Origin of the sequence: Shewanella dokdonensis (assembly GCF_018394335.1) — a bacterium.
Classification (GTDB): Bacteria; Pseudomonadota; Gammaproteobacteria; order Enterobacterales; family Shewanellaceae; genus Shewanella; species Shewanella dokdonensis.
Genome location: NZ_CP074572.1, coordinates 2,083,322 through 2,108,805, shown reverse-complemented (window position 1 = coordinate 2,108,805; position 25,484 = coordinate 2,083,322). Strand labels below are relative to the sequence as shown.

At 48.6% G+C, this 25,484-nt stretch carries 22 protein-coding genes and 4 pseudogenes; 11 read left to right on the top strand and 15 right to left on the bottom strand.

The annotated features are described in order from the left end of the window. Positions 1 to 324 precede the first annotated feature (324 nt). The 4 genes and pseudogenes from KHX94_RS10155 to gmk all read right to left on the bottom strand — a co-directional run bounded on the left by KHX94_RS10155 (position 325) and on the right by gmk (position 3,842). Positions 325 to 708 (bottom strand): RidA family protein, encoded by a 384-nt coding sequence (locus KHX94_RS10155; protein WP_213680557.1) that lies wholly within the window; start codon positions 706 to 708, stop codon positions 325 to 327. Between the two features lie 23 nt (positions 709 to 731). Beyond that, positions 732 to 2,850 (bottom strand): annotated as a pseudogene (spoT, locus tag KHX94_RS10150) (bifunctional GTP diphosphokinase/guanosine-3',5'-bis pyrophosphate 3'-pyrophosphohydrolase). Between the two features lie 28 nt (positions 2,851 to 2,878). Beyond that, complete coding sequence (rpoZ, locus tag KHX94_RS10145; RefSeq protein WP_133040421.1) at positions 2,879 to 3,160, bottom strand: DNA-directed RNA polymerase subunit omega; 282 nt, start codon at positions 3,158 to 3,160, stop codon at positions 2,879 to 2,881. Between the two features lie 58 nt (positions 3,161 to 3,218). Continuing rightward, positions 3,219 to 3,842, bottom strand: coding sequence for a guanylate kinase (gene gmk, locus KHX94_RS10140; protein ID WP_213680556.1), 624 nt, complete (start codon positions 3,840 to 3,842; stop codon positions 3,219 to 3,221). 166 nt (positions 3,843 to 4,008) lie between these two features. On the opposite strand from gmk, the gene KHX94_RS10135 reads away from it, so the two are divergent. From KHX94_RS10135 to yjjG, 4 genes are all read left to right on the top strand, one after another. Further along, the gene (locus tag KHX94_RS10135) at positions 4,009 to 4,299 is read left to right on the top strand and encodes a hypothetical protein (protein WP_213680555.1); all 291 of its coding nucleotides are present in this window, start codon (positions 4,009 to 4,011) and stop codon (positions 4,297 to 4,299) included. Next, positions 4,223 to 5,188, top strand: coding sequence for a hypothetical protein (locus tag KHX94_RS10130; protein WP_213680554.1), 966 nt, complete (start codon positions 4,223 to 4,225; stop codon positions 5,186 to 5,188). The genes KHX94_RS10135 and KHX94_RS10130 overlap by 77 nt, the downstream gene beginning before the upstream one ends. A gap of 10 nt (positions 5,189 to 5,198) precedes the next feature. After that, positions 5,199 to 6,293, top strand: coding sequence for a phosphotransferase enzyme family protein (locus KHX94_RS10125; RefSeq protein ID WP_244859092.1), 1,095 nt, complete (start codon positions 5,199 to 5,201; stop codon positions 6,291 to 6,293). A 137-nt stretch (positions 6,294 to 6,430) separates the two neighbouring features. Further along, positions 6,431 to 7,129 (top strand): pyrimidine 5'-nucleotidase, encoded by a 699-nt coding sequence (yjjG, locus tag KHX94_RS10120; RefSeq protein WP_213680552.1) that lies wholly within the window; start codon positions 6,431 to 6,433, stop codon positions 7,127 to 7,129. 47 nt (positions 7,130 to 7,176) lie between these two features. Here yjjG and ccmE read toward each other — a convergent pair whose 3' ends face one another. From ccmE to ccmA, 5 genes are read right to left on the bottom strand one after another with little or no spacing between them, the layout of a single operon-like run. Continuing rightward, complete coding sequence (ccmE, locus tag KHX94_RS10115; RefSeq protein ID WP_213680551.1) at positions 7,177 to 7,671, bottom strand: cytochrome c maturation protein CcmE; 495 nt, start codon at positions 7,669 to 7,671, stop codon at positions 7,177 to 7,179. After that, complete coding sequence (ccmD, locus tag KHX94_RS10110; RefSeq protein WP_244859091.1) at positions 7,668 to 7,877, bottom strand: heme exporter protein CcmD; 210 nt, start codon at positions 7,875 to 7,877, stop codon at positions 7,668 to 7,670. The genes ccmE and ccmD overlap by 4 nt, the downstream gene beginning before the upstream one ends. Next, a complete protein-coding gene (locus tag KHX94_RS10105; RefSeq protein WP_213680550.1) occupies positions 7,874 to 8,617 on the bottom strand; it encodes a heme ABC transporter permease in 744 nt (247 codons plus the stop codon). Before KHX94_RS10105 ends, ccmD begins: the two co-directional genes overlap by 4 nt. A gap of 1 nt (position 8,618) precedes the next feature. Then, the gene (gene ccmB, locus KHX94_RS10100; protein ID WP_213680549.1) at positions 8,619 to 9,305 is read right to left on the bottom strand and encodes a heme exporter protein CcmB; all 687 of its coding nucleotides are present in this window, start codon (positions 9,303 to 9,305) and stop codon (positions 8,619 to 8,621) included. Positions 9,306 to 9,313: 8 nt separating this feature from the next. After that, positions 9,314 to 9,961: a cytochrome c biogenesis heme-transporting ATPase CcmA gene (ccmA, locus tag KHX94_RS10095; RefSeq protein ID WP_213680548.1), complete on the bottom strand. Its 648-nt coding sequence runs from the start codon at positions 9,959 to 9,961 to the stop codon at positions 9,314 to 9,316. 325 nt (positions 9,962 to 10,286) lie between these two features. Between ccmA and KHX94_RS10090 the strand changes: the two genes are divergently transcribed. Continuing rightward, complete coding sequence (locus KHX94_RS10090) at positions 10,287 to 10,586, top strand: c-type cytochrome (protein WP_213680547.1); 300 nt, start codon at positions 10,287 to 10,289, stop codon at positions 10,584 to 10,586. Between the two features lie 497 nt (positions 10,587 to 11,083). Here the strand turns inward: KHX94_RS10090 and KHX94_RS10085 are convergent, their stop codons facing one another. From KHX94_RS10085 to KHX94_RS10070, 4 genes and pseudogenes are all read right to left on the bottom strand, one after another. After that, a complete protein-coding gene (locus KHX94_RS10085; RefSeq protein WP_213680546.1) occupies positions 11,084 to 11,677 on the bottom strand; it encodes an FMN-dependent NADH-azoreductase in 594 nt (197 codons plus the stop codon). Positions 11,678 to 11,828: 151 nt separating this feature from the next. After that, positions 11,829 to 12,266: a D-aminoacyl-tRNA deacylase gene (gene dtd, locus KHX94_RS10080; RefSeq protein WP_213680545.1), complete on the bottom strand. Its 438-nt coding sequence runs from the start codon at positions 12,264 to 12,266 to the stop codon at positions 11,829 to 11,831. Beyond that, positions 12,263 to 13,207: an alpha/beta fold hydrolase gene (locus tag KHX94_RS10075; RefSeq protein ID WP_213680544.1), complete on the bottom strand. Its 945-nt coding sequence runs from the start codon at positions 13,205 to 13,207 to the stop codon at positions 12,263 to 12,265. The genes dtd and KHX94_RS10075 overlap by 4 nt, the downstream gene beginning before the upstream one ends. Beyond that, positions 13,194 to 14,088: pseudogene (locus KHX94_RS10070) on the bottom strand (virulence factor BrkB family protein). The gene KHX94_RS10075 and the pseudogene KHX94_RS10070 overlap by 14 nt, the downstream one beginning before the upstream one ends. 111 nt (positions 14,089 to 14,199) lie before the next feature. Between KHX94_RS10070 and KHX94_RS10065 the strand changes: the two are divergent. Together KHX94_RS10065 and KHX94_RS10060 are read left to right on the top strand one after the other, a co-directional pair. Continuing rightward, positions 14,200 to 14,418 (top strand): hypothetical protein, encoded by a 219-nt coding sequence (locus KHX94_RS10065; RefSeq protein ID WP_213680543.1) that lies wholly within the window; start codon positions 14,200 to 14,202, stop codon positions 14,416 to 14,418. 19 nt (positions 14,419 to 14,437) lie between these two features. Beyond that, complete coding sequence (locus KHX94_RS10060) at positions 14,438 to 15,082, top strand: DUF2959 domain-containing protein (RefSeq protein WP_213680542.1); 645 nt, start codon at positions 14,438 to 14,440, stop codon at positions 15,080 to 15,082. Positions 15,083 to 15,105: 23 nt separating this feature from the next. Here KHX94_RS10060 and KHX94_RS10055 read toward each other — a convergent pair whose 3' ends face one another. After that, complete coding sequence (locus KHX94_RS10055; RefSeq protein WP_213680541.1) at positions 15,106 to 16,461, bottom strand: diguanylate cyclase domain-containing protein; 1,356 nt, start codon at positions 16,459 to 16,461, stop codon at positions 15,106 to 15,108. A 268-nt stretch (positions 16,462 to 16,729) separates the two neighbouring features. On the opposite strand from KHX94_RS10055, the pseudogene KHX94_RS10050 reads away from it, so the two are divergent. The 4 genes and pseudogenes from KHX94_RS10050 to KHX94_RS10035 all read left to right on the top strand — a co-directional run bounded on the left by KHX94_RS10050 (position 16,730) and on the right by KHX94_RS10035 (position 23,338). Beyond that, positions 16,730 to 17,940: pseudogene (locus KHX94_RS10050) on the top strand (4Fe-4S binding protein). 855 nt (positions 17,941 to 18,795) lie between these two features. Next, positions 18,796 to 21,811, top strand: a pseudogene (gene fdnG, locus KHX94_RS10045) (formate dehydrogenase-N subunit alpha). 76 nt (positions 21,812 to 21,887) lie between these two features. Continuing rightward, entirely contained in the window at positions 21,888 to 22,718 is an 831-nt protein-coding gene (fdxH, locus tag KHX94_RS10040) for a formate dehydrogenase subunit beta (RefSeq protein WP_280529556.1), read from the top strand. Next, a complete protein-coding gene (locus KHX94_RS10035) occupies positions 22,715 to 23,338 on the top strand; it encodes a formate dehydrogenase subunit gamma (protein WP_213680540.1) in 624 nt (207 codons plus the stop codon). The genes fdxH and KHX94_RS10035 overlap by 4 nt, the downstream gene beginning before the upstream one ends. Positions 23,339 to 23,534: 196 nt before the next feature. On the opposite strand, the gene typA is transcribed toward KHX94_RS10035, so the two are convergent. Beyond that, the gene (typA, locus tag KHX94_RS10030) at positions 23,535 to 25,358 is read right to left on the bottom strand and encodes a translational GTPase TypA (RefSeq protein WP_213680539.1); all 1,824 of its coding nucleotides are present in this window, start codon (positions 25,356 to 25,358) and stop codon (positions 23,535 to 23,537) included. Positions 25,359 to 25,484: the final 126 nt, after the last annotated feature.

Below are 25,484 nucleotides of genomic sequence, written 5' to 3'. Positions count from 1 at the left end.
AACCAGGGCGCAAATCCGATGAGCCTTACCGATCATCAATCGACAGATATTATATTGTTTGTACCTACAGAGTTTTCCATCTGTGAGAAATATCTCCGTACTACCAAATTGAGTGTTGAGCAATAATAGATTAGAGATCGTAGGTCAGAATAGGATGTGTGGCAGGAATATACCCCCACACCCGCCGAAAAATATCGCGCAGAAGTGTGGTTTAAACAAGCGGGCCTAGCCCCATCGACAGTTGGGAATGGTGGTCGCTAGCGGATCACTTCCATAGAAAAGGCGCTATTTAAGCGCCTTTTCTATGTTCGCTGAAGATAACGATTAGAGTTCTAGCACTCCATCCATCTCCACCTGGGCGCCTTTAGGCAATTGCTTAACCCCAATGGCGGCACGGGCAGGATAAGGTTGTGGGAAGTAGCGTCCCATCACTTCGTTAACTTTGGCAAAGTTAGCCAAATCAACCATATAGATATTCAGTTTAACGATATCGGCCAGACTACCACCTGCGGCTTGGCAGACAGCCTGCAAATTCTCGAATACCTGAACAACTTGGGAGTCAAAATCATCACCAACGAGTTCCATGCGGACAGGATCCAGCGGGATCTGCCCGGATAAATACACGGTAGTGCCGACTTTAACCGCCTGGGAATATGTACCAATCGCCGCTGGGGCTTTGTCGGTTGCAATAATTATTTTTTCCGCCATAACGTTTGCAAACTCCTTATGATTTAGCGGTTACGGGAAATACGCAGCACTTCAGGTAATACACGAATACGGCGCATTACATTTGCCAGATGCACACGGTCACGCACCGAAATACGCAGATGGATCAGATATACTCGGCCATCGCGTTCTTCGGTACTGATGTTACTGATATTGGAACCCTCGGCCGCAATAATATTGGTAATTTTCGCCAAAGCGCCCTGGTGGTTAACAATCTCAATACGCACATTGGCCTGGAATTCAGTGCCATCCACCGCATCCCACTGTACCGGAATATATTTATCAGGCTCACTCTGGTAACCACGGATATTGGCACAGTTTTCCATATGCACCACCAAACCTTTGCCAGGGCTGACATGCGCAATCACTGCGTCACCGGGGATTGGGCGACAGCAGTTAGCAAAAGACACCAGCATGCCCTCGGCGCCACGAATTGGCATCAGATTGCTGTCATCATCGCCCTTTTGCGAATCGACTGCATCGCCTTTGAGGCGCTGCGCCACCACCAGACTCATGGCGTTACCAAGGCCGATTTCAGTCAACAGCTCATCAAAATCTTTGTGTTTAGTGTCAGTAACCACTTTGGCAATCTGTTCCTGACTGAACAGCTCCAACTTACTGTCACCTAAGGCGTGGTTAAGCAGACGTTTGCCCAGTGCAATCGCTTCGTCTTTTTTAAGATTTTTCAGTACCTGGCGGATTTTCGAGCGCGCTTTACCTGTCACTACAAAATTCAACCACGCCGCGTTAGGTTTGGCACCTTTAGCGGTAATGATTTCTACCGTCTGACCGGATAACAGCGGTTGACTCAGCGGGTAAGACATACGGTTTACTTTGGCACCCACGCAGGTGTTACCCACATCGGTGTGGACTTCATAAGCAAAGTCGACCGGGGTTGCACCTACCGGCAATTCCAGAATGCGACCTTCCGGAGTAAACACATAGATTTCGTCCGGGAACAGCTCGGTTTTAACGTTCTCGACAAACTCAAAGGACGACGAAGCACTTTGCTGCAATTCCAGCAGGCTTTGCATCCATTTACGGGCACGCAACTGAGTGGTAGTGCCACCGGTGCCAGGGGCCGCAGTGCTTTGACCACTCTTGTACATCCAGTGTGCCGCCACCCCTTTGTCGGCCATCTGATCCATATCTTCGGTACGGATCTGGATCTCCACTGGCACGCCATGTGGGCCAATCAGTGAGGTATGCAGTGACTGATAGCCGTTAGCCTTGGGAATCGCGATATAGTCTTTAAAACGTAGTGGTCGTGGTTTGTAAAGGCCGTGCATCACGCCGAGCACGCGGTAACAGGTATCAACACTGTCAACGATCACTCGAAACGCGTAGATATCCATCACTTCCTGGAATTGCAGCTCTTTGCTGCGCATCTTGTTGTAGATGGAATAGAGGTTTTTTCCCGGCCCTTAACCTTGGCATGGATGCCGGTATCTTCCAGCCGGGTATGCACTGCTGCCTCAATGCCTTGGATCAGTTCTTTACGGTTGCCTCTGGCGGCTCGAACCACTTCTTTTAATACCCGGTAACGCATTGGGTAATAAGCCTGAAACCCCAGATCTTCCAACTCGGTTTTAATATTGTGGATACCGAGCCGATTGGCAATCGGCGCGTAGATTTCCAACGTTTCACGGGCAATGCGGCGACGTTTATCTGGCCGCAAAGCGCCAAGGGTACGCATATTATGGGTGCGGTCAGCCAATTTGATGAGAATAACTCGGATGTCCTGAGTCATCGCCATCATCATCTTGCGGAAGTTTTCGGCTTGGGCTTCTTTCTTGTCGCGGAATTTGATCTTATCGAGTTTAGAGACACCTTCCACCAGCTCTGCCACCGACTCGCCAAACATATTGGTCAAATCCTGATGGGTGACATAGGTGTCTTCAATGGTGTCGTGCAGCAATGCCGCCATCAGCGTCTCATGGTCGAGACGCATATCGGCAAGAATATGAGCAACAGCAACCGGATGGGTAATGTAGGGTTCACCACTGGTACGCATCTGCCCTTCATGAGCATCACGCGCGACCTGATAAGCCTGTTTGAGTAATTCTACCTGCTCCGGCTCCAGATAAGCGGCCGCGGCTTCCTGAGACCTTCAAACAGATACAAGTGGCGATACTCCTACTAGCAGCCTGCCTTACAGCGACTGATGGCCTTCAGCAATGGCAGCCACGGCAGCAATTTCAGCTGCTTCACGTTCACGCACGCTCTGACGCTCATCGGCTTCGAGAGTTTGTGCATTCACCAGACCCTGTTCAATTTCACGCAGGGCGATGACGGTTGGCTTGTCATTTTCTTCTTCCACCAGGGGATCTTTACCCTGAACGGCGATCTGACGGGCGCGACGGGCCGCAACCATAATCATGTCAAAACGGTTGCCGATCTGCTTTACGGCGTCTTCTACAGTTACGCGAGCCATGTGTTGGAACTCCAGTGTGTTCGGTGAAAAAATGACGCAAAAGTGTACACGATGACAGCTAGTCTGCCAACAGACCTTTAAGCATATCACTGTGGGCATTGATTTGACTAGCTTGAGTCAACCGTTGGCTGCGGATAATTGCCCGCAAATCGGCCAGCGCCTGCTCAAACTGATCATTCACAATAATAAAATCGTACTCGTTATAGTGCGACATCTCAGAAACCGCTTTTTCCATTCGGGAAGCGATCACGTCTGCCGAATCTTGTCCCCGCCCTTTAAGGCGCAGCTCTAGCGCCTCACGAGATGGTGGCAGAATAAAAATCCCTACCGCTTCCGGCATCTGCTGTTTTATTTGCAACGCACCTTGCCAGTCGATATCAAGGAATACATCAATGCCATCTGCCAGCGCTTGCTCAATCACTTTGCGAGATGTGCCGTAGTAGTTTCCGAAAACTTCGGCCCACTCAAGGAAAGCGCCTTCGGCAATCAGAGCCTTGAATTCATCAACGGAGACAAAATAGTAATGCTGTCCGTGGCTTTCTCCCGGGCGAGGTTTGCGGGTGGTATGCGATACAGACACCTGCATATCTGTGGGTTTGTCGCTAAGCAGTGCAGCAATCAAAGATGATTTCCCTGCGCCGCTTGGTGCCGACACAATAAATAGGTTTCCACGGGCACTCATAAGTTTATATCCCGATAACGTTGGTTATTGGCTTGACGGAAAAATAGGGGCGACATTATAAGACCGTGGAGAAAGCCTTACCAGTGCCGCTGACATTTGAGTGTAAATTCGTTAGTCTGTCATCACATTATTTTACTGCAGCGACAAGCTTAGCAAAGAGGATATCGTGCTGTTTAAATCGCTTATCTGTTTTCGGGGCTTTGACCGTGGCTGGCGTCACCTCGCGATCAGTGTTGCCGCTTATCTGTTGTTGATGCTGGTATGGTTGCTGTTTGGTAATGGATACTTTATTTGGCTGCCTGGCTCGTTACTGGCGGTGGTAGTAATAGCGTCAGCACTACGCCGGGTACGTGATGCCAGGCAGACCTTTAGCTATGGCCATGACGCCGATATTGCCTTGGCTGTTGGTGTTGACCGCATTATCTACGGCGGCCTCAAGCGCAGGTGTCTACGTTAACGTTGGCTTAGTACTGGCGGCCTTATTACACCTGGGATTGGCATTTTTACCGGCAGTGTCTGGTAAGGGCGCCGCCAACCGCCGTAGTTATATTCAGGGCTACTCTGGGCCAGTGAACCTATCACCAAAATCCCGAGGTTATCGGGTTGAACCCACGTTGGGTGGCGCAGGTGCCGCCCCCGTTAATATAATGGCAAGCACTGAAGTGCAAGCTGCTCCGGCATTTATCGAGCCGTCAGAGCCGCGGTTTGCTGCTGAGAGTGAGAGCTTAAACGATATTGATCCGCGTACCGACAGTGTCTGGCAGGATGAACCACAAACGGGGTCGTTATCGGCCTTGCTTGCCAGTTGGCGTGATGCTGGTGCTGAGGGACTGCAGCAAGCATGGCACTACCGTAAGCTGCTCGGTGGGTTTACCTTAATCTTGCTAGTACTGGCCGTAGCTATCGTGTGGTGGCTAAGTCCAGCGGCGCCTGTCGATGCAACACCCCCAACGGCGGCGCAGGCAAGCGCAAATGATAATAGTGCACGCGACACCATAAAGCTGCCTGATCATTTTGATTTATCACTACAGGGCGATGTGCTGTCTTTGAGTTGGTTTGGCGATACCTTAACCCCGGGCATCATCTGGGATCTGGCAAGCGCCAAAGGCGATAAACACTGTGCCGAACTGGTATTTAACGATGATAGCCGTTTCCGACCGATGCAGGTGAGTATCGTCAATGGCAATGGGCGAGTCGAGGCCAGATTCAGTCCCTTAGATACTAAAGCTTTGATTAACAACGTAGCACTACGGGGCAGTATCAAGCTCTGCGGCTATGATTTCAGCCTCAAAGGTAGCCAGGCAGCGTTACAGGCTGATACCGCATTCAGTCGCTATCTCGATTAAGGATTTTCATTTGTCTCACGCAAATGTTGCTGTTACCACAGCGTTCATCCGGCATGAAGTATTACCTCATTACCTCAACGACCAAGAGCTGCCTCAAGCACTGATCCAGCCCTTGGGCAATGGACATATCAACAGTACGTGGCAAATCACCAGTCAGCGTATCTCATTAGTGTTGCAGCAGCTCAACACGGGGGTATTTCCGGCGCCTTGGGCATTGGTGAATAATGCGGCGGTTATTGCCCAGCACCTATCTCTGCCACAAACGGCTTACCCGTTAGCAGTGACACAACCATTGACAACCTTGAGTGGCGAGTTGGCTGTTGATATGGGCGAGCGAGGGTTTTGGCGCGCTATCAGTTATATCAAAGACAGCTGTAGTGTTGAACAACTCACGTCGCCGCAACAAGCACAGCAATTGGCGCGGGCATTTGGTCAGTTTGTTGCGGCTCTTGCCGACCTTGATCCCGATAAGCTACAGGAGGTCATCCCAGCGTTCCGTTCACTCTCAGCCAGATTGGATGCGTTGCAGCAAGCAGCCGCGACCGACCACTTGCAACGCCTCAAATGTTGTCGTCAATGGTATGAATTCGCCTTGGCTCAGCAGGCATTAGTAGCCGAATTGGCAGAGATAGAACCGCAGCTACCACGGCGTATTTGTCACAATGACACCAAGAGCAATAATTTGCTATTTACTGAAGATCGACAGCACCCATTAGCGGTTGTCGACCTCGATACCTGTATGCCTGGATATTTAATGTACGACTTTGGCGACATGGTGCGCAGTTGCTGTGCCGCTGTCGCTGAAGATGCCACAGAGCTGCAACAGGTACGTATGCTGCCGGAGTATTTCTCGGCGCTAGTAGCAGGCTGGCAACAAGCGCTCGGCACCACCATGACGCCCGTTGAACAGCAAAGTCTCTGGTTGGGGATCCGCGTAGTGACACTGATGTTAGCGGTACGTTTTTTAACTGACTATCTGGATGGGGACCGTTATTTTCGCATCAGCCATCCACAACACAATCTTGAACGGGCAGCCAACCAGTTTACCCTTTACCAACAATTACTGGCGCAAGAAACGGTTATCAGGGCCATTCTAAAAACCTAATGCCTAAGTGCCTAGCTTGGGTTTTCACCATGATGAGCTAACAATGCCGTTAATTGTATCGTGGTGTAAGACGTTGTCTCAATGCGGCTATCCGCTTAAGATCAACCACAATTTGTGGGAAATCCACTGGAGTAACTATGACCACTACCCGCCACCCAGATTATGACTGGGTGCTGTTCGATGCCGATGATACGCTGTTTAACTTCGATGCTGAGCGAGGATTACGGCTGATGTTTTCCCGCTATGGGGTGGATTTTGGTCCGGCAGAATTCGCTGATTACTCAGCGGCAAACGTGCCTTTATGGCAGGCTTATCAGGCACAACAGATCGATGCCGAAACGCTACAAAGTCGCCGTTTTGCCTTCTGGGGGCAGCAATTGGGCGTTGCCCCTTTGCTATTGAATCAGCAGTATCTGCTAGCAATGGCTGAAATATGCGAAATGCTACCCGGTGCAGCGGAGTTATTGGGTTGCCTGAAAGGGCGTACGAAACTAGGCATAGTCACTAATGGGTTCTCAGCGCTGCAACGTATTCGTTTGGAAAAAGTCGGATTGACTGAGTTAATCGATGTATTGGTTATTTCCGAAGAGGTCGGTGCACCTAAGCCCGAGAAAGCGATCTTCGAGCACGCGTTAGCGCAGATGGATAATCCCCAACGCCATCGAGTGCTGATGGTTGGCGATAACCCACATACCGATGTCCAAGGTGGCCTGAACGCCGGACTACATACCTGCTGGCTCAACAGCCACGGAGCATCACGCCCAGAAGGTATCACACCTAATTATGAAGTGACATCATTGCCAGAACTGCAGCAATTACTGTGTTGTGCAGCTTAACAAGGCAATAAAAAAGGCGCCAATGCGCCTTTTTTATTTTGCATGCTTTACTTACTACCACCAGATGCCATCTGTTCTGCGGTGTATTCCATCTTCTGATGGTTTTTACCCATAGCGGCAGCTACTTCTGGCGGCATGTAGTTTTCGTCATGTTTGGCTAACACTTCGGTCGCTTGCAGTTTTCCAGGAGCAACCAGTACCCCTTGAGCAACAACGCCCTGACCTTCACGGAATAGATCCGGTAATAGATCATCATAGGTGACGGTCACTTGCCCACCATTGGCATCGTGCACAGCAAAGCTGACGTCTAGACTTTTGGGATCTCTAACGACAGTACCTTCTGTCACCATACCACCAATACGGATACGGTCACCGATTTCTGGTTTAACGCCTGTATCCACTTTACCGTTGATGATCTCAGACGGGGTATAGAACAGGTTAAGGTTAGAATTCAGCGCGTACAGCAGCAATGAGGCCACTGCTGCAACACCGCCCACCAGCGCACTGGCCAGAACTAATCTCTTTTTGCGTCTTGAGTTCACTGTTTGTTACTCCGATGTTGCGCCAAACGCTCTTCACGCTTGACCTTTGCTGCAATCTCTTTCAATACCCGCCGCTTACGGGTGATGCAAAAACCAATCAATATGCCCAACGCGCCATAAGCAACGCCATAGGACAGCCACACGTAAAAGGCATATCCGCCCATGTGGAAGAAATCTGCTACGGACTGAAATTGTGCTTGCATCATTTGACTCCTTCAGCTTGTGCCAGTTCCCTTACCCAGGGACGCATACCGTTACGAGCCAACACTTCGGCGCGGAAGCGTATCAAACTCAATGCCGCAATCATTACCCCAAAGCCCAGAATATTGATCACTAGCGGTACCAGCATATCGGGTGGCATGGCTGTTTTACCGGTCATTTTGATAGATCCCTGATGCAAGGAGTTCCACCAATCCACAGAATACTTAATTATAGGAATATTAATTACACCTACTATGGCTAAAATGCCAGCAGCACGGGCAGCTAATACCTTATCTTCGAACGAAGCGTAGAGCGAGATCACACCCAGATACAGGAATAGCAGCACTAACTCGGAAGTCAAACGCGCATCCCAAACCCACCAGGTACCCCACATTGGCTTGCCCCAAGTAGAGCCAGTAACCAATGCAATGAAGGTAATGACAGCACCGACAGGAGCAATGGAGGCGGCCATCCAGTCTGCGAGTTTGATTTGCCAAACCAGACCAATAAACGCTGCAATCGCCATCCCAACATAGGCACTCATTGACATAGAGGCCGCAGGCACATGCACAAAAATGATGCGATAGCTATCGCCTTGCTGATAGTCAGTCGGTGAAAACACCATGCCCCAGATAGTGCCAGTAAGCAGCATTAGCGTGGCAAGAATAGATAACCAAGGAATGAATTTCCCGGCCAACTGGTATGCCCTTTGGGGCTCAGCGTAAGGATGTAACCATTTCCACATATCAGTTTGTACTCACACGTAAGGAGGCGCCAATGGCAAAGGGCGCCAAAACCAAGGATCCGACCAGCAAAGCGGCAATAATTGCCAACTGGCCATCATAGGGTTGTTTAGTTGCGGCAAATTCTATCGCGCCAGTAGCAAAAATCAGTACTGGAATATACAGCGGTAAAATTAACAAACTCAGTAATACCCCGCCTTTACGCAGCCCAACGGTTAATGCCACACCAATGGCACCCAACAGGCTTAACACTGGGGTTCCCAGCAGCAGGGTTTCAATCAATGCTGGATAAGCGTTGCCATCCATGTGCAGCAACACGGCCAATAATGGGGCCACAATAATTAAAGGCACGCCGGTCAGCAGCCAGTGCGCCAACACTTTGGATAACACTAATAGTTGTAGCGGCTGAGGGCTGAGTAGCATTTGCTCCAGACTGCCATCAGCAAAGTCAGCTTTGAACAGCCGCTCTAGTGATAACATTGAAGCCAACAACGCCGCGACCCAGATAATCCCCGGCGCAACTCGGCTGAGAATTTTTGCTTCAGAACCGATCCCCAACGGGAACAGGGTAACGACAATGATAAAGAACAGCAGCGGGTTGAAAATATCACCACGATGACGCACAGCAATTTTCAGGTCGCGCTGGAGCAGAGTGAAAAATGCCTGGGTGTAACTGATACCTCTGTTCATCTTATTCCCTATACGAACCGATAATCCAAACGGATTTTGCGTAACCTGTCATCGGAGATGATCCCCATATCCTGATGAGTGGTGAGAATGACACAGCCACCGTCATTAGCATGGGCAATAAACAACTCTTCAAGTTCTGCAACCCCTTTTTTGTCGATAGCCGTAAAGGGTTCATCCAAGATCCAGATTTTGCAGGCGGTATGCCACAAGCGAGCCAAGGCCGTACGGCGATGCTGGCCTGCCGACAAATGCCCGGCTAAGGCGTCTTCAAATCCGGTGAGGTTGACCTTAGCTAGGATCTCTCTTGGATCAAACTGAGCGTAACCGCTAATCCTTAAGTTGAAGTTAAGGTTCTCTTCCGCAGTCAGCTCGCTCTTGACGCCAGCAAGATGCCCGAGATACAGCAGATCTTCGTTGAATTCATCACGGCAACGGACGATGGGTTCTCCCTGAAATAGCACTTCTCCGCCATATGGACGAGAGAGACCTGCGAGGATCCGCAGTAAGCTAGTTTTACCTGCGCCGTTGGGGCCTTCAATCTGCACAATATCGCCACCGTTGATCTCGAAGCTGAGATCATCAAACAGGATCCGTTCTTCACGGATACACGTGAGGTGGCTGGCAGACAGTAATGGTGGGTTGGATGGTGCTGTCACTTAGCCCTCGATAAACATGCACTTCTGAACGCCAATGATCCTAACATAAAGCAACAATTGGGTTTACATCTGCTTTTGATTAAGTTTCAGCAATTTGATGTGCTTCCAATAAAAGGGATCTTTTGGGAACTTTTTCATAAGTGAATAATATATTAGTGATTTACAAAACTTTATCTGCTAAGCAATTTTAAGATGAGAGTCAGCTCACAAAAAGATGAGTTTCCCGATACTTTGATGTAGGCTGGTACAGCACGCAACAACAAGTCTGCCACATAACATAAGGCAGCTGTGTACTTGATAAGTCTTTGCTTTAGGAACGAAGTTTATGAAAAAGATATTTATCACTGCCGCACTTACTGCGCTCAGTTTCACTGCTAGCGTTTCAGCCCAGGATGGTGAAGCCGTTTACAACAAATCCTGTATGTTCTGTCATGCCAGCGGTGTGGGCGGTGCGCCAAGAGCGCATCAGGAAGCCGCATGGAAGTCGTTGATGGATAAAGGTATGGATAGCTTGCTCAAGAGCGTCAAAGACGGTAAAGGCAATATGCCTGCGGGCGGTATGTGCAGCAGTTGCTCAGACGACGAGCTTAAACAAGCCATTGATTTTATGGCGAAGAAAAAATAACGTAGCATTATCGATGAGCTAACCAACAGGTTGTTGCCAGCAAAAATTCAACAACACCGTTAGTCAGCTAGTGCATCGGATCTGTATAGAGCCTCCATCGGGAGGCTCTTTCGTTCAGCAAGCGCCATGAGCTTAATACTCATCCCCACAAAAACATTGCTGCCAGTCTTTATTTATTAAGTCCCCATGTTTCTATCGTTCAGCCCTGCAAACACACTCAAATAGCAGTCTCGCTGCATTAGCGCCAAATTTGGAACAGGTCATTCGTATCAGCGATTGGGAAATGAGTCTGGCACCATGTTAGCTGTCTAGGCAGTAACGTCTTCACCGAAGAGCACGACTTCAGTTTCAACGGTACCCGTTTCAAAGGGAGGATGTTTATCTCGATACCATAACTGAGGAAGATAAGGCACCATAACAACAAGCCCCGATAGACTATCGGGGCTTGAAATGTATCATCGTTCGCTGACAGCTACGATGCAATCAGGTGCTAATTGTTACACTGACAGCTTATCAATCGCTGCTTTGGCATCAGCGATACCTTTATCGTGTGGTTCATCGCCCATGTTCAGTGCTTCTGCATAAACCACATCAACATTTGTGATACCAATAAAACCAAGCACGGTTTTCAGGTAAGGAACCACAAAATCTTCAGGTGCATTTTTGTGGATACCACCAAAAGTAGCAACAATCACGGCACGCTTACCAGTTAATAGGCCTTCGGCACCTGCGGCTGTGTAGCGGAAAGTGACACCAGCACGAGCAATAAGATCGATCCAAGTTTTCAACTGCACCGGAATAGTGAAGTTATACATAGGGGCAGCAATAACCACTGTGTCACTATCTTTGATCTCACTCACCAGTTTGTCTGACAGTGCTAGAGCTTCCTGCTGACGGGCATTCAGATTATTGCCACCACGTAGACCACCGGCTAATTCACCATCCAGTACAGGCAAAGCATCTGCCGCCAGATCACGTACGTTGATAGTGGCACCCTGTTCCTTCCAGGATGCAGCCAAATAGTCCAGTAGCAGACCTGACTGTGAATAACCACCTAGAATGCTGGACTTCAATACTAAAACCTTGCTCATAATTCACTCCGCTATATTTGGATAACTGCTCAGGGCTTTCCCTAAATAATGGAGCCAGTCTATAGACAGAGAAATTAGATAAAAAGCGGATAAAATTTGATTTTTTATTCGATTAAATAGAAAGGTTATAAGACCACTGCACCATAAGCCATTATGCTCGTAAGTTAAAGGTCACAGGCCCATCGTTGATGAGAGCCACCTGCATATCGGCCGCAAAACGACCGTTTGCCACAGTGATTCCCGCATCCCGACAATACCCAATAAAGGCTTGATAAAGTTCATCAGCCTGAGCCGGAACGGCGGCACTGGAAAAACTGGGGCGCAAGCCACGGCTGGTGTCTGCAGCCAGAGTGAATTGCGATACCACTAATAAGCTGCCCCCAACCTGAGATAGATTGAGATTCATCTTACCCTGCTCATCGCTGAAGACCCGATAATGCAGCACCTTGTGTGCCAGTTTGGCAACTGTGGTGGCATCATCCTGATGTTCAACACCCAGCAGTACCAACAACCCCTTGCCAATTTCCCCGACGACTTGTTCATTGACGGTAACACTCGCTTGTGTCACTCGTTGGATCAGCGCTATCACTCAGTTGTTCTCATTGTGATTGATGGTTCGATATTGTCAGCCATTTGTGCGATGGCGGCAATCACGGCTTGTTGCATCCGGGCATCCAGCAATGAGTGATGCCCGCCACGGATCAGTTGCAGCGCTACGGGCTGTTGCTGTTTGGCTAACAACTGTTGCAATAAAAATGGTGGGCATACCCAATCTTGCTCGCCCTGCAACAACTGCGTCGAGGGCGGCCAGCGATTAAGGGTGGCCCGCATCAATGTATAGGCGGCAAAATAATGATGGCAGGCAAAATGGTTTTCAATCAGCGCACAGCTGCGATCGGCAACTGAATAGTCTGCGGGTAATAATGTCCAAGGATGCGCCAGCGTTCGTTCCCAACGACACCAAGCCGCAACAGCTCGGCGCTCCTGTGCCTGTAACGCCTGGGCATATGCCTGTAATAGCTCAGTTTCATTAGTGCCAGTGACGGGGTTGCGCCAACCACGATAATCCACTGGGAAGCGTTTGGCCGCCCCGTGACTACCATAGAGCCAACTGCGGCCAGCAGCAGAAGGCACAAAGACGCCCCAGTAGCATTGCGCTAGCACCCGCTGCGGACACAGACCACCGTAGATGAGCCCCAAGGTAGCACCAAACGAGCCTCCCGCTAAGCACCAGCGTTCAATCCCCAACCAGTGTCGCAAGCGTTCAATATCGGTCAGCAGGCACAACACATCGTTATGCACCAGCTTACCCGAGGGCTGCGACTGACCGGCACCACGTTGATCCAGCAGCAATACCCGATACCGTTGCAGATCAAACAGCGCCAGATCGCTTGCATGACAGCCACTGCCAGGGCCACCGTGCAAAAATAACACGGGGATACCATCGGGCTTGCCATATTGCAGCAGATGCAACAGATGCCCATCCCCCACATCTAGCCATTGTCGCGATAGCGGTTCAACTCTGCTCATCTGGAGTCACATCATTATCGGCAACCTGTTGTAGTTCTTCCAGATACTCAGGTAAAGATGCGGTTATTTCGGCGCCTAACAACACAATCATCCAAGACAGGTAGACCCACAGGAACAAAATGGGAATCGTTGCCAGAGCACCATAGATAGCTTCATACGTCGGGAAATGTGTCACATAAAAAGCAAAACCTTTTTACTCGCTTCAAACAGCAAGGCTGCAACCACGGCCCCCAGTAACGCATGTAACAGCTGTACTTTCTGGTTGGGCACCACGGTATAAAGCAACAGGAAAGTGGCCACCGAAAATAAAAAAGGCAAGCGTGCAACGAAAAAAGCGCCAACACCGTAAGTGTCGGCCTCATTGAAAATCTTTAGCGATACCACATAAGAGGTGGCGGCTAGACTAGCGCCAATCAGGATGGGACCTAAAGTGAGGATCATCCAGTACATGGAGAAGGACAACACCAATGGCCGTTTGCTGCGATTGCCCCAGATATAATTCAGCGCCTTATCGATCGCTGAAATCAACATAATTGCCACCACCATCAATGCGCCAATACCAATGGCCGTCCCCTTGGACGCATTCCCCACAAACTGGTTGATATACACCTGCACAGTGTCACCAGCGGCGGGCAAAAAATTCTGATAGATAAAGTTTTCGATCTCTTTGCGAACCCCTTAAACACAGGGAAAGCCGACAACATCGACATAGTCACCGCCACCATAGGCACCAGCGACAACAAGGTTACATAGGCCAGATGACCAGCACGAATATTGATTTGGTCATTCAACACCCGACTTTTGACGTGCAGAACATAGCACCAAACACTGCGCCCAATAGCGCCGGTACGTTGCAAACTTAATTGAGATTTCACGGTAATCATGATTGTTGGATGACTTATGCCGATATCTTCGTACAATAACAAACAGATTACAAAATCCCGGCATAAAAAGCGCCTGGCTTTTTATATCGGAAACCAAGGAGATATTTGATGGCACAACAAGGATCTGCCGGCAATGTTATCGCAGCGCTGGTAAATGTCTTTTTCCCCGGATTAGGACAACTGATTCAAGGACGTATTCTGGCAGCAATACTATTTTTCGTTATCACAGTTGTCGGTTATTCCCTGTGGTGGTTGGTCATACCACCAATAATCGGCGCTATCGCCCATATATGGAGCATCATTGATGCCGCCAAATTTCGCGCCTGAAACATAAAAGGGATACACGATGAAAGCACTTGTAAGCAGCGGTCTAATAAGCCTGATATTACTGTTAGGTGGTTGCCAGTCAGCCTATTTTGGCGCCATGGAAAAAATGGGATATCACAAACGGGATATCATGGTAGATCGCGTTAAAGACGCACAAGAATCACAGCAGGACGCGCAAAAGCAGTTTAGCTCGGCACTGGAAGAGATGCAGGCCTTGCTGCATCACAATGGCGGCGACCTAGAAGTGGCCTATGACAAGGCCAAGGACGAATATGAATCGGCCCAGTCAGCCGCCGATAAAGTCAGCGATCGCATCAATAAAGTCGAAAGTGTGGCCGATGCCCTGTTTGATGAATGGCAAGATGAAATTGGGGAAATCAGTAAAGCGAGTCTTCGCCAGAAGAGTCAGCGCAAATTGAACCAAACACAGCGTTCCTACACTCAGATGCTGAAAAGTATGCGTCGTTCAGAAAGCAAAATGGCCCCAGTACTGACGGCGATGAAAGACAACATGCTGTATCTCAAACATAATCTCAATGCTCAGACCATTGCCTCAATCAAGGGCGAGTTTGCTAATCTGCAAACTGATATTTCTTCATTGATCAAAGAGATGAATCGCTCCATTGATGAATCCAATAAATTCATTGCCAACATGGAACCCTGATCTTCCTTCCGCAGAGGCGAGGATTATCTTGCCTCTCGCCCTCTGTGCTGTTGTTTATCTAGGTACATAGCACGGTCAGCAATGTGCAGTAATTCCTCAATATCATCCGCATCTTTAGGGTAGCAGGCGTAACCCATACTCATCTGTATCGGCAGGTTTAGCCCTCGCCAACTAAAGTCTGGTGCACATACCTGGGTCATAATTTTTTGTTGAATTGCCAGAATACTGTCGGTATCGGATATTCGTGGCAAGATCACTAAAAATTCATCGCCCCCGATGCGGGCCACCATGTCGCTCCCCCGCAATTCTCGCTCAAGCCTCGCGGCAATCTCAATCAACAACGCATCACCCGCAACATGACCATAAGTATCGTTAATCTGTTTAAAATTATTAAGATCGATATTGAAGATGCAGAAATGACTACCATGCTTCTGTAGCTTATCCAGCACCCGCATCGCCCGGCGACGATTGCTGATCTTGGTCAGCACATCTTCATAGAAATAACGACGAGCATTACGATAGGCATTTAACAGCAGCATAACTACGCCAAATAAGACAAATGAGAGCGTGTAGCCTAATAACCTTACTAAGTTACTCCGAAACCATAATTCTGTAGAGTTGCTGGGTATTGCCCTAATTGCTAACTCCCAAACGCCACTGACCAGATTAACGGTTTCGCTACGTAGCGGTTGGAGGAAAACCGCAGGATCGCCATAAAACACTGCGCCTAGCGGCCCTAGGCCATCAACACCGCGCATTGCCAATTCGATGTCATCGGGGAAGGAATCACTGCCAGCGTCATGCAATAAGCGATGCCAGTCCAAAGCAACACTGCATACGCCCCAGTAATGGGTATTGGCTGGCGGATCAGAAAAAATAGGAATGCGGACAACCAGACCTTCTCCGCCCTGGACTAATGTCAGCGGCCCAGCGATGAAGATGTTCTGTTGCTGACGAGCCAACTGCACGGTACGCCACTGCGACGTCTCTCGAAAATCCAGTCCCAGAACCTTTTCATTGCCAGCCAAAGGAAAAACAAAACTGATAACATCGTCAGGAGCTACCGCTATGTTACGAATATGGATAGCTTTACGAATGATGCCTCGCGCCAATGGAAGCCATTGTTGTGGTGTGGAATGCGGGCTCACAGAGATATAAGACGCCAAAGCATTTGCCTGAAAAACTTCAGCGGTGACAGAGGCTTCCAGCCGATAGCGCACCAACGCCAGTTGCCGTGACAAATCGTCTGCGCGATCTTCCGCAATATCCCGACTATAACTGCGTTGTAAATACTCAACGACTTCATAAGTCACCGCAAAGTAACACAACGCCAGTATTCCCCAGAGGGATTTGCTAATGATTCCTCTGTAATTCCGCATCGGCCACCCCTAAGATAATTAACTCAATTTTAACAATTTTTTATTCTAGCGAAAATAGCGGAATATCACTGCCAGACCACTTTCTGACAGCATTTTTGACACCATATTTTAACCTTTACCGGACTATCCATCTATGTGAGCCAGAACACGAATTTTTACTATGCCGTTAGCATTGTTGGATCTGGTGCACAAATCCTACACCTCAAATACAACTATTTTGCCTGCGGGGTTTCACACTAGGCACAGACTCTCAGATGTAGGAAATCTCATGACCATTACCGAATCCGTCACCTTAATGTTGGCATTGCTTTATGGTGCCAGTCAGCTGTGGTGGGCGGGTAAACGCTATGGAGCGGTTGTTGCGGCTGCGTCTTTACTCATAGCGTTAGTTATTAGTGCCAGCCCGGTGTTACTTGGTGGCACATTGCTGGCAATTGCTGTTTTGGCATTGCTACAGTGGCGCAAACCCGCCTTTGCTAAAGGTGAAATGCGGATCAACGAGTTACGCTCCGCATGCCAACACCTCATCGCCCTGGCACTGTTAATTGTTGCGGTGCAGTACACCATCAATAGCCTGATGCTTAAAGCTGGCATGACCCCGGTGGTGGGTCGTCCCAATGTAGTGGATGCCTTTTTACCCATTGCCGGTGCCATAGAAGTTAAGGGGATAGTGTCATTAGGCTTATGGGATCAAACCCATCCGGCCGCCGCGGTGATGTTAGCAATCGTGTTGCTCACAGGTATTCTATGCAAGCGAGCATTCTGTGGCTGGGCCTGCCCGATTGGACTGGCCGGCGAACACTTATACCTGCTGCGAAAGCGTTTTATCAAAGAAGAACTCATGCCGCCAAGATGGCTCGATTGGCCCTTACGCATGCTTAAGTACGTCCTGTTAGCTGCATTTGTCTCCCTAGTGGCAGGCATGCCAGCGATGGGCATTCCCAGCTACCTGCAAAGCAACTACCATAAAGTGGCTGACCTCAAGATGGCATTGTTCTTTGTCACTCCTGGGCTGGTCACCTTATGCGGTTTTGCCTTAATCCTGATGCTTGCGTCATGGCGGCGCCAAGGATTCTGCCGTTACCTGTGTCCTTATGGTGCCGTTCTGGGCTTACTTAGCTTTCTAAGCCCCTTCAAAATTCGCCGGAATGATAACGCTTGCTTACTGAGCAAAGGCATGAAATGTGACAAGTGTACTCGGGCATGTCCGGCCAATATTATTGTTCACACCAAAACTACGGTTCGTAGCGATGAATGTCAGGCCTGTATGCGCTGCGTTGCCGCTTGTCCGAAGAAAGAAGCTCTCGGACTGGCACTACCGGGCAATCATGCCATTTCTGCGCGGTCACTCATGCTGGGCATGCTGACTATTATGTTCTTTCTCCCCTGATAGCCTGGCTGTTTGGTTATTGGGATAGCCAGACACCTGATGCAGTAAGAATGCAACTACTGCAGATGATTGACCATGTAAGCCATTAATTCCTAAGTCCTGCACGGGTTTATTATTCAGTAAACCTGTGCAGCACCCAGCGCTATCAGACAAGCTGCCGCACCAATATATCACCCGCGAAACACCACCAGCTCACTTAGCTATCCTGGTGATGGTCATTCAGGGCCAAACTGTATCTCTCGGCCACCCAGTTGCCCTAACCATGGACAGCAGTAACCCTCACAGTTCATGAGCCAATTTGCCAGCGATAACCAATGATGGTGGTGCTGCTTACTGCACCTCTGTACCGACAAAATTACCACCCAACGTTAGCGGACAAACACCTTTTGATATTTGGCGAAGAACATAAGTGAACCATTAGCGGTCATGAGCCGAAGTCAAAAGTGCCCCATCACACCCTATGGGGATCACACTGTCGTGTTGGCCGATGGTCGGACATTAACGACAAATTTGTGACACACTCCACAATTTACCCCACATTAAGTATGGGTAATTTTGTCTCAGTTACGCATTTTCACTTGTTTAAGTCACTTTGAACGCCGCTTCAAATGTGATCTAAATCACATAGCATCTCCCAGTTATTTATTTATGGACAATTTTGCCACTTTCAATAAGTCATTTTGACCATAGATATTTTATACATAAATACCTATTTTTTTATATTTTACAGTTTTTAATTCTTAAAATTACCAATTAATTGCATTTTTATAGATGAATATTTCACTTATTGAAAAACAGGATATTGATCACATGTCATAATTTGTTATTTAAAGTTATTTAAAAAATAATCACGCCCTAAGTAGGGTTTATTCCTGCTACTCAACGCCGCCGCTATTTTGGGTGACGTGCCACAACTCATAACAACAAGCGTGTGAGAGTGAAGTATGAACAGACGACAGTTTTTCAAACTGTGTGCCGCTGGAGCAGCCACATCAGCCATTTCCGCATTGGGGCTGATGTCTGATAAAGCGTTTGCCGCAGTCAGAGAATTTAAACTCATCAGGGCCAAAGAAACTCGCAATAACTGCTGTTATTGTTCAGTTGGCTGCGGTCTGCTGATGTATAGCCACAGCAGCAATGGCAAAAATGCCGAACAACACATCTTCCATATTGAAGGTGATGCTGATAACCCAATCAACCGCGGCGCATTATGTCCAAAAGGCGCGGGCTTGGTAGATTATGTCAACAGCCCACACCGGCTGAAGTATCCAGAAGTACGCAAGCCAGGTAGCAATGAATGGCAACGTATTAGCTGGGACGAAGCGTTCAAACGCATCGCGCGTCTGGTAAAAGATGAACGTGACGCCAACTTAGTTGAAAAAATGCTAAAGGCCAAACCGTTAACCGTTTGACCAGTTTGGGGATGATGACCTCGTCAGCACAAGCTAACGAAGGTTGTTTCATGACCCATAAATTTGGCCGTGCTATCGGTATGCTGGGCTTGGATAACATCGCCCGCGTATGTCACGCGCCAACTCCTGCCGCGATGGCACCAACCTTTGGCCGTGGTGCAATGACCAACCACTGGGCCGACATGAAAAATACCGACCTCGCAATCGTGATGGGCGGAAACGCAGCAGAAGCTCACCCAGTAGGTTTTGGTTGGGTCACTGAAGCAATGGAACACAACAACGCCCGTTTGATTGTGGTTGACCCACGTTTCAACCGTAGTGCGGCTGTAGCAGATACCTATGCCCCACTGCGTTCAGGTACTGATATTACTTTCCTGCTGGGGATGATCCGCTATCTGCTCAGCACCAATCAGATCAACGTTGAATATGTCAAAGCCTATACCAACGCCCCCTATATCGTGCGTGAAGACTTTGACTTTAACGATGGTTTGTTCAGTGGCTTTGATGATACCACTAACACTTATGACCAATCTTCTTGGTTCTATGAGTTGGATGACGAAGGCTACGCTAAAGTCGACCCAACCATGAGCCACCCACGTTGCGTACTGAACCTGTTGAAAAACACGTTGAACGCTACGATCCAGACACAGTATCAAGCATTACTGGTACACCTAAAGATGCTTACTTAGACGTATGTAAACAGATTGGCGCCACCCATGTTGATAACAAAGCGGCGACTTTCCTCTATGCCTTGGGTTGGACACAGCACAGTGTAGGCGCACAAAACATCCGTACCATGGCCATGATCCAGTTGTTGCTGGGTAACATGGGGATTATGGGCGGTGGTGTTAACGCACTGCGTGGTCACTCAAACGTACAAGGGGCAACTGACTTGGCACTGCTATGCCAGGGTCTGCCTGGTTATTTGAAGCTGCCACAAGATCAAGATATCAATCTTGAAGCTTACCTGAAGCACTACACCCCAAAACCACTGCGTCCGAACTCAACCAACTACTGGCATAACACGCCAGCATTTACCGTGTCGCTGTTGAAAGCGTTCTACGGTGATCACGCAACAGCTGCAAACGATTTCGGTTATGACTGGTTGCCAAAATGGGATCAGCAGTACGATATCAACAAACAGATCGACATGATGGTTCACGGTGAAGTGCATGGTTACTTCATTCAAGGGATTAACACCCTGAACTCTCAGCCAGATAAACAAAAAGTATCTAAAGGTTTATCTAACCTGAAATTCTTGGTCATTCTGGATGCTTTGGCAAACGAAACTTCCACCTTCTGGCGTAACGCTGGCCAGTTCAACGATGTTGACACTGCAAATATCCAAACTGAAGTTTTCCGTCTGCCAACCACTTGTTTTGCTGAAGAAAGTGGTTCAATTGCTAACTCTGGTCGCTGGTTACAGTGGCATTACAAAGGCGCAAATCCACCAGGTGAAGCTCTGTCAGATCCGGCTATTCTGTCTGGCATCATGCTGGAACTGAAACGCCTGTATCGTGAAGAAGGTGGCCGCCTGCCTGAACCTATCGAAGCGATTAAATGGGATTATGCTATCGAGCATGAACCTAGCTCCGAAGAACTGGCGAAAGAGATGAACGGTTACGACCTCAATACTGGCAAGCTGCTCAATAGCTTCTCAGAGTTGAAAGCCGATGGTTCAACCTCTTGTGGTATCTGGATTTATACCGGTCAATGGACCGAAAAAGGCAACATGATGGACCGCCGTGACAACAGCGACCCATCTGGCAAAGGTATCACGCCAAACTGGTCATTCGCTTGGCCGGCTAACCGCCGCATTCTGTACAACCGTGCCTCATGTGACGTACATGGTAAACCACGCGATCCAAGCCGTGTGTTGCTTGAATATAAAGACAACAAATGGCAAGGCATTGACGTACCAGACTTTAACGCTAAGTTAAATGCAGAAGATTCAGCCCATCCATTCATCATGCAAGCCGATGGTGTGGGTCACTTGTTCGCATTGCGTGCCTTGAAAGATGGTCCGTTCCCTGAACACTATGAACCATTTGAATCACCGCTGGCCAGCAATCCGCTGCATCCAAAAGTCACTAACAACCCAGTTGCTCGTATGTTCCAAGGTATGCGTGAAACCTTTGGGACTAATGAAGAGTTCCCATACGTAGGGACTACCTACTCAATGACCGAACACTTCAACAACTGGACAACTCACTGTCGTCTAGCCGCGATTACTCAGCCACAACACTTCATTGAAATCGATGAAACGCTGGCGGCCGAGAAAGGTATCGCTAACGGTGATTGGGTGAAAGTAACCTCTAAACGTTCACACATCATCACTAAAGCGTATGTGACTAAACGTCTGCAACCTATGATGGTACAGGGCAAACCGGTGCACACTATTGGTATTCCGCGCCATGGTAGCTATGAAGCGCTGACTCAGAAGAGTTATATCGTCAATGAGCTAACTTCCGCTGTGGGTGACGCTAATACGCAAACACCTGAGTACAAAGCATTCCTTGTGAATATTGCTAAAGCGGAGGGCTTCTAATCATGGCTACTCAAGATATTATTCGTCGCTCTGGCACAACCGATATCACCCCTCTGCACAAGCTCGTACAGGGGCAGTGAAAGAGGTAACTAAACTGTTCGACGCTACTAAATGTACTGGCTGTAAAGCCTGTCAGGTAGCGTGTTCAGAGTGGAACGATCTACGTGACGAAGTGGGCACTTTCCAAGGCAGCTATCAAAATCCAATGACGCTGTCTCCTGAAAGCTGGAACATCATGCAGTACCACGAAGTGATGGATGAAAACAAACTGCGTTGGCAGTTCACCCACACTGCATGTATGCACTGTGCCGATCCGGCTTGTTTGAAAGCTTGTTCAACTTCAGGCGCTATCGTGCAACACGCCAACGGTACTGTGGACTTTGATTCAGACAGATGTATTGGTTGCGGTTATTGTGCCAGTGCCTGTCCATTCAATGTGCCTAAAATCAGTAAAAAGGACAACAAAGCCTATAAATGTACTTTGTGTTCTGACCGCTTGGCAGTGGGCTTAGAACCCTCATGTGTGAAAACTTGTACTGTAGGTGCACTGCGTTTTGGTACTCGTGAAGACATGCTGTTCTATGCAGAAGAACGTGTTGCCCAGTTGAAAGAACGCGGCTTCGCCAATGCTGGTCTGTACAACCCAGAAGGCGTTGGCGGCACCCACTACATGATGATCCTGCACGACATCAATAAACCAGATACCTACGGCATGCCAACAGATCCTGTGGTACCTGCTGCTACTGAAATCCGTCAGGATTGGCTGAAACCTTTGGGTACCGCTGGCTTGTTGGCTACCGCTGGTTTTGCCTTGCTGCATCGCATCACCGTAGGACGCAATATTGTTGAGGAAGATCAGCCAGGCTATGTTGACGCCGCCGCTGAAACAGAGGAGGACAAACAATGAGTAACAAACAGATGATTGTTCGTCATAAGCTCATTGACCGACTCTGTCACTGGACCATCGTCTGCGTTGGCTTAGTGACATTCTTAACCGGTTTTTCATTCTTCTTTCCATCATTCCAATGGTTGGGTGGCATTGTTGGCACACCACAACTGGCGAAAATCATGCATCCGTTCTTCGGTATCGCGATGTGTGTGTTGTTGGCAGTAATGCTTATCCGCTATTACAACCACAACAAATGGAACAAATATGATTTGCCATGGATGAAAGCTGTAGTCTGGGTTCTGCTGCAAAAAGAAGACAACATTCCACCCGTGGGTCATTACAACCCTGGTCAAAAAATGTTGTTCCGCGCCTTCGTGATCTTTGTGCTGGCATTTGTGATCACTGGCTTCATGATGTGGCAGCCCTACTTTGCCCCCATGTTCTCACCAGAAACCGTAAACTGGGCCACCCTGATCCACTCAGCCTGTGGCATCCTGATGTTGATCTCGTTAGTGATACATGTGTGGATGGCTACCTGGATTGAAGGTTCCATTACCGGCATGCTCTATGGCAAGGTGTCCAAAGCTTGGGCTAAAAAGCACCATCCAATGATGCTAGAAGAGGAAGACCATAAGTAATCCTGTGGTCGCTAACGCGGTGTAATATCGCGTTAGCACTTCCCAGATAAGGCACTATTGACTTAGGTTGATAGTGCTTTTTTATTTTTGCCTTACGCTACAAGCGAGAGATAAGCTATCTAAAGGCTATTTTTAGACAAAAAAATCCCCCATAAATGGGGGATTAACAAGCTGGATGACTTTCGATCAGCAGATATTAACTCTGACGGTATGCGCGTTTACGATCCATCTCGGTCAGATACTTCTTACGCAAGCGAATGCTTTTTGGTGTAACTTCCACCAGTTCATCATCGTCAATGAACTCCAGCGCTTGTTCCAGTGTCATCACAATCGGCGGAGTCAGCGTCTGAGCTTCGTCAGTACCGGAAGCACGGATGTTGGTCAGCTGCTTTCCTTTCAGACAGTTCACTGTCAGATCGTTGGAACGGCTGTGGATACCCACAATCTGACCTTCATAAATTTCTGCTGCGTGACCAATAAACAGACGACCACGTTCCTGCAAATAGAACAGTGAATAGGTCAGTGCCTTACCGGTAGCATTAGAGATCAATACGCCATTGGCCCGCTGACCAATATCACCTTCTTTCAAAGGACCATAGTGATCAAAAGAGTGATACAGCAGACCAGTACCAGAAGTCGAGGTCATAAAGTCGGTCTGGAAACCAATCAGGCCACGGCTAGGGATCATAAAGTCGATACGCACACGACCTTTACCATCGGGTTGCATGTCCTTCATATCCGCTTTACGGATACCGAGTTTTTCAATAACAGTACCTTGATGTTGTTCTTCCACATCAACGGTCAACTGCTCGTAAGGCTCGCATTTTACGCCATCGATCTCTTTAATGATCACTTCTGGACGAGAAACGGCTAGTTCGTAGCCTTCACGACGCATGTTTTCGATCAGGATCGACAAGTGCAACTCACCGCGACCAGACACTTTAAAACGATCTGGGCTATCGGTTTCTTCCACGCGCAGCGCTACGTTGTGTACCAACTCAGTCTGCAAACGTTCGAGAATATTACGGGAGGTGACAAACTTACCTTCTTTGCCGGCAAACGGTGAAGTGTTTACCTGGAAGGTCATGGTCATGGTCGGTTCATCAACGGTTAGTGCAGGCAAGGCTTCCACATTGCCAGTGGCACATACTGTGTCAGAAATCTTCAGTTCACCAAGACCGGTAATGGCCACAATGTCACCCGCATCCGCTTCGGTAACTTCGTTACGTTCCAGTCCAAGATAACCCAATACCTGACCCACTTTGCCATTACGAGTTTTGCCATCGGCACCAACCACAGTCACCTGCTGGTTAGTTTTTACACTACCGCGTTTGATACGGCCAACCCCAATAACACCAACATAAGAGCTGTAATCCAGTTGCGAAATCTGCATCTGGAACGGACCTTCATCATCCGCATCTGGCGGAGACACTTTGTCGATAATGGTCTGGAACAGCGGGGTCATATCATCGCTGTGAGTGGCAGGATCCAATGAAGCGTAACCGTTCAGTGCTGAGGTATACACAATTGGGAAATCCAGCTGTGCATCAGTCGCACCTAAGTTAACAAACAAGTCGAACACCTGATCAATCACCCAGTCAGGGCGAGCCCCAGGACGGTCAATCTTGTTGATAACCACAATAGGTTTCAGTCCCTGAGCAAAGGCTTTCTTGGTCACGAAACGGGTCTGAGGCATTGGTCCATCAACGGCGTCTACCAGCAGTAAGACCGAGTCCACCATGGATAACACACGTTCTACTTCACCACCGAAGTCAGCGTGCCCGGGAGTATCTACGATATTGATGCGATAGTCCTGCCAACGAATGGCAGTGTTTTTCGCCAAAATAGTAATACCACGTTCTTTTTCCAGATCGTTGGAGTCCATTACTCGCTCAACCGCTTCACCACGGGAGGCCAAAGTGCCGGACTGCGACAATAACTTATCCACGAGGGTAGTTTTGCCATGGTCAACATGCGCGATAATCGCGATGTTTCTTAATTTATTGAGTTCACTCGACATTTTACTTGTGACGCCTTTGTTTGCATCGGGGACTGCATGCCCGCGGACAAAAAATTTCGCCGCCGGATACGTTAATTCTTGCGGAAAGGCGGCGATTATACACTGAGCTATGTGTCATTGATATTA

Bases quoted from the DNA above. Each gene is read 5' to 3' on its own strand.
- KHX94_RS10155 (WP_213680557.1), bottom strand. From the start codon at position 708: ATGGCGGAAAAAATAATTATTGCAACCGACAAAGCCCCAGCGGCGATT.
- rpoZ (WP_133040421.1), bottom strand. From the start codon at position 3,160: ATGGCTCGCGTAACTGTAGAAGACGCCGTAAAGCAGATCGGCAACCGT.
- gmk (WP_213680556.1), bottom strand. From the start codon at position 3,842: ATGAGTGCCCGTGGAAACCTATTTATTGTGTCGGCACCAAGCGGCGCA.
- KHX94_RS10130 (WP_213680554.1), top strand. From the start codon at position 4,223: ATGACGCCGATATTGCCTTGGCTGTTGGTGTTGACCGCATTATCTACG.
- yjjG (WP_213680552.1), top strand. From the start codon at position 6,431: ATGACCACTACCCGCCACCCAGATTATGACTGGGTGCTGTTCGATGCC.
- ccmD (WP_244859091.1), bottom strand. From the start codon at position 7,877: ATGATGCAAGCACAATTTCAGTCCGTAGCAGATTTCTTCCACATGGGC.
- KHX94_RS10105 (WP_213680550.1), bottom strand. From the start codon at position 8,617: ATGTGGAAATGGTTACATCCTTACGCTGAGCCCCAAAGGGCATACCAG.
- ccmB (WP_213680549.1), bottom strand. From the start codon at position 9,305: ATGAACAGAGGTATCAGTTACACCCAGGCATTTTTCACTCTGCTCCAG.
- KHX94_RS10090 (WP_213680547.1), top strand. From the start codon at position 10,287: ATGAAAAAGATATTTATCACTGCCGCACTTACTGCGCTCAGTTTCACT.
- KHX94_RS10085 (WP_213680546.1), bottom strand. From the start codon at position 11,677: ATGAGCAAGGTTTTAGTATTGAAGTCCAGCATTCTAGGTGGTTATTCA.
- KHX94_RS10075 (WP_213680544.1), bottom strand. From the start codon at position 13,207: ATGAGCAGAGTTGAACCGCTATCGCGACAATGGCTAGATGTGGGGGAT.
- KHX94_RS10065 (WP_213680543.1), top strand. From the start codon at position 14,200: ATGGCACAACAAGGATCTGCCGGCAATGTTATCGCAGCGCTGGTAAAT.
- KHX94_RS10060 (WP_213680542.1), top strand. From the start codon at position 14,438: ATGAAAGCACTTGTAAGCAGCGGTCTAATAAGCCTGATATTACTGTTA.
- KHX94_RS10055 (WP_213680541.1), bottom strand. From the start codon at position 16,461: ATGCGGAATTACAGAGGAATCATTAGCAAATCCCTCTGGGGAATACTG.
- KHX94_RS10035 (WP_213680540.1), top strand. From the start codon at position 22,715: ATGAGTAACAAACAGATGATTGTTCGTCATAAGCTCATTGACCGACTC.
- typA (WP_213680539.1), bottom strand. From the start codon at position 25,358: ATGTCGAGTGAACTCAATAAATTAAGAAACATCGCGATTATCGCGCAT.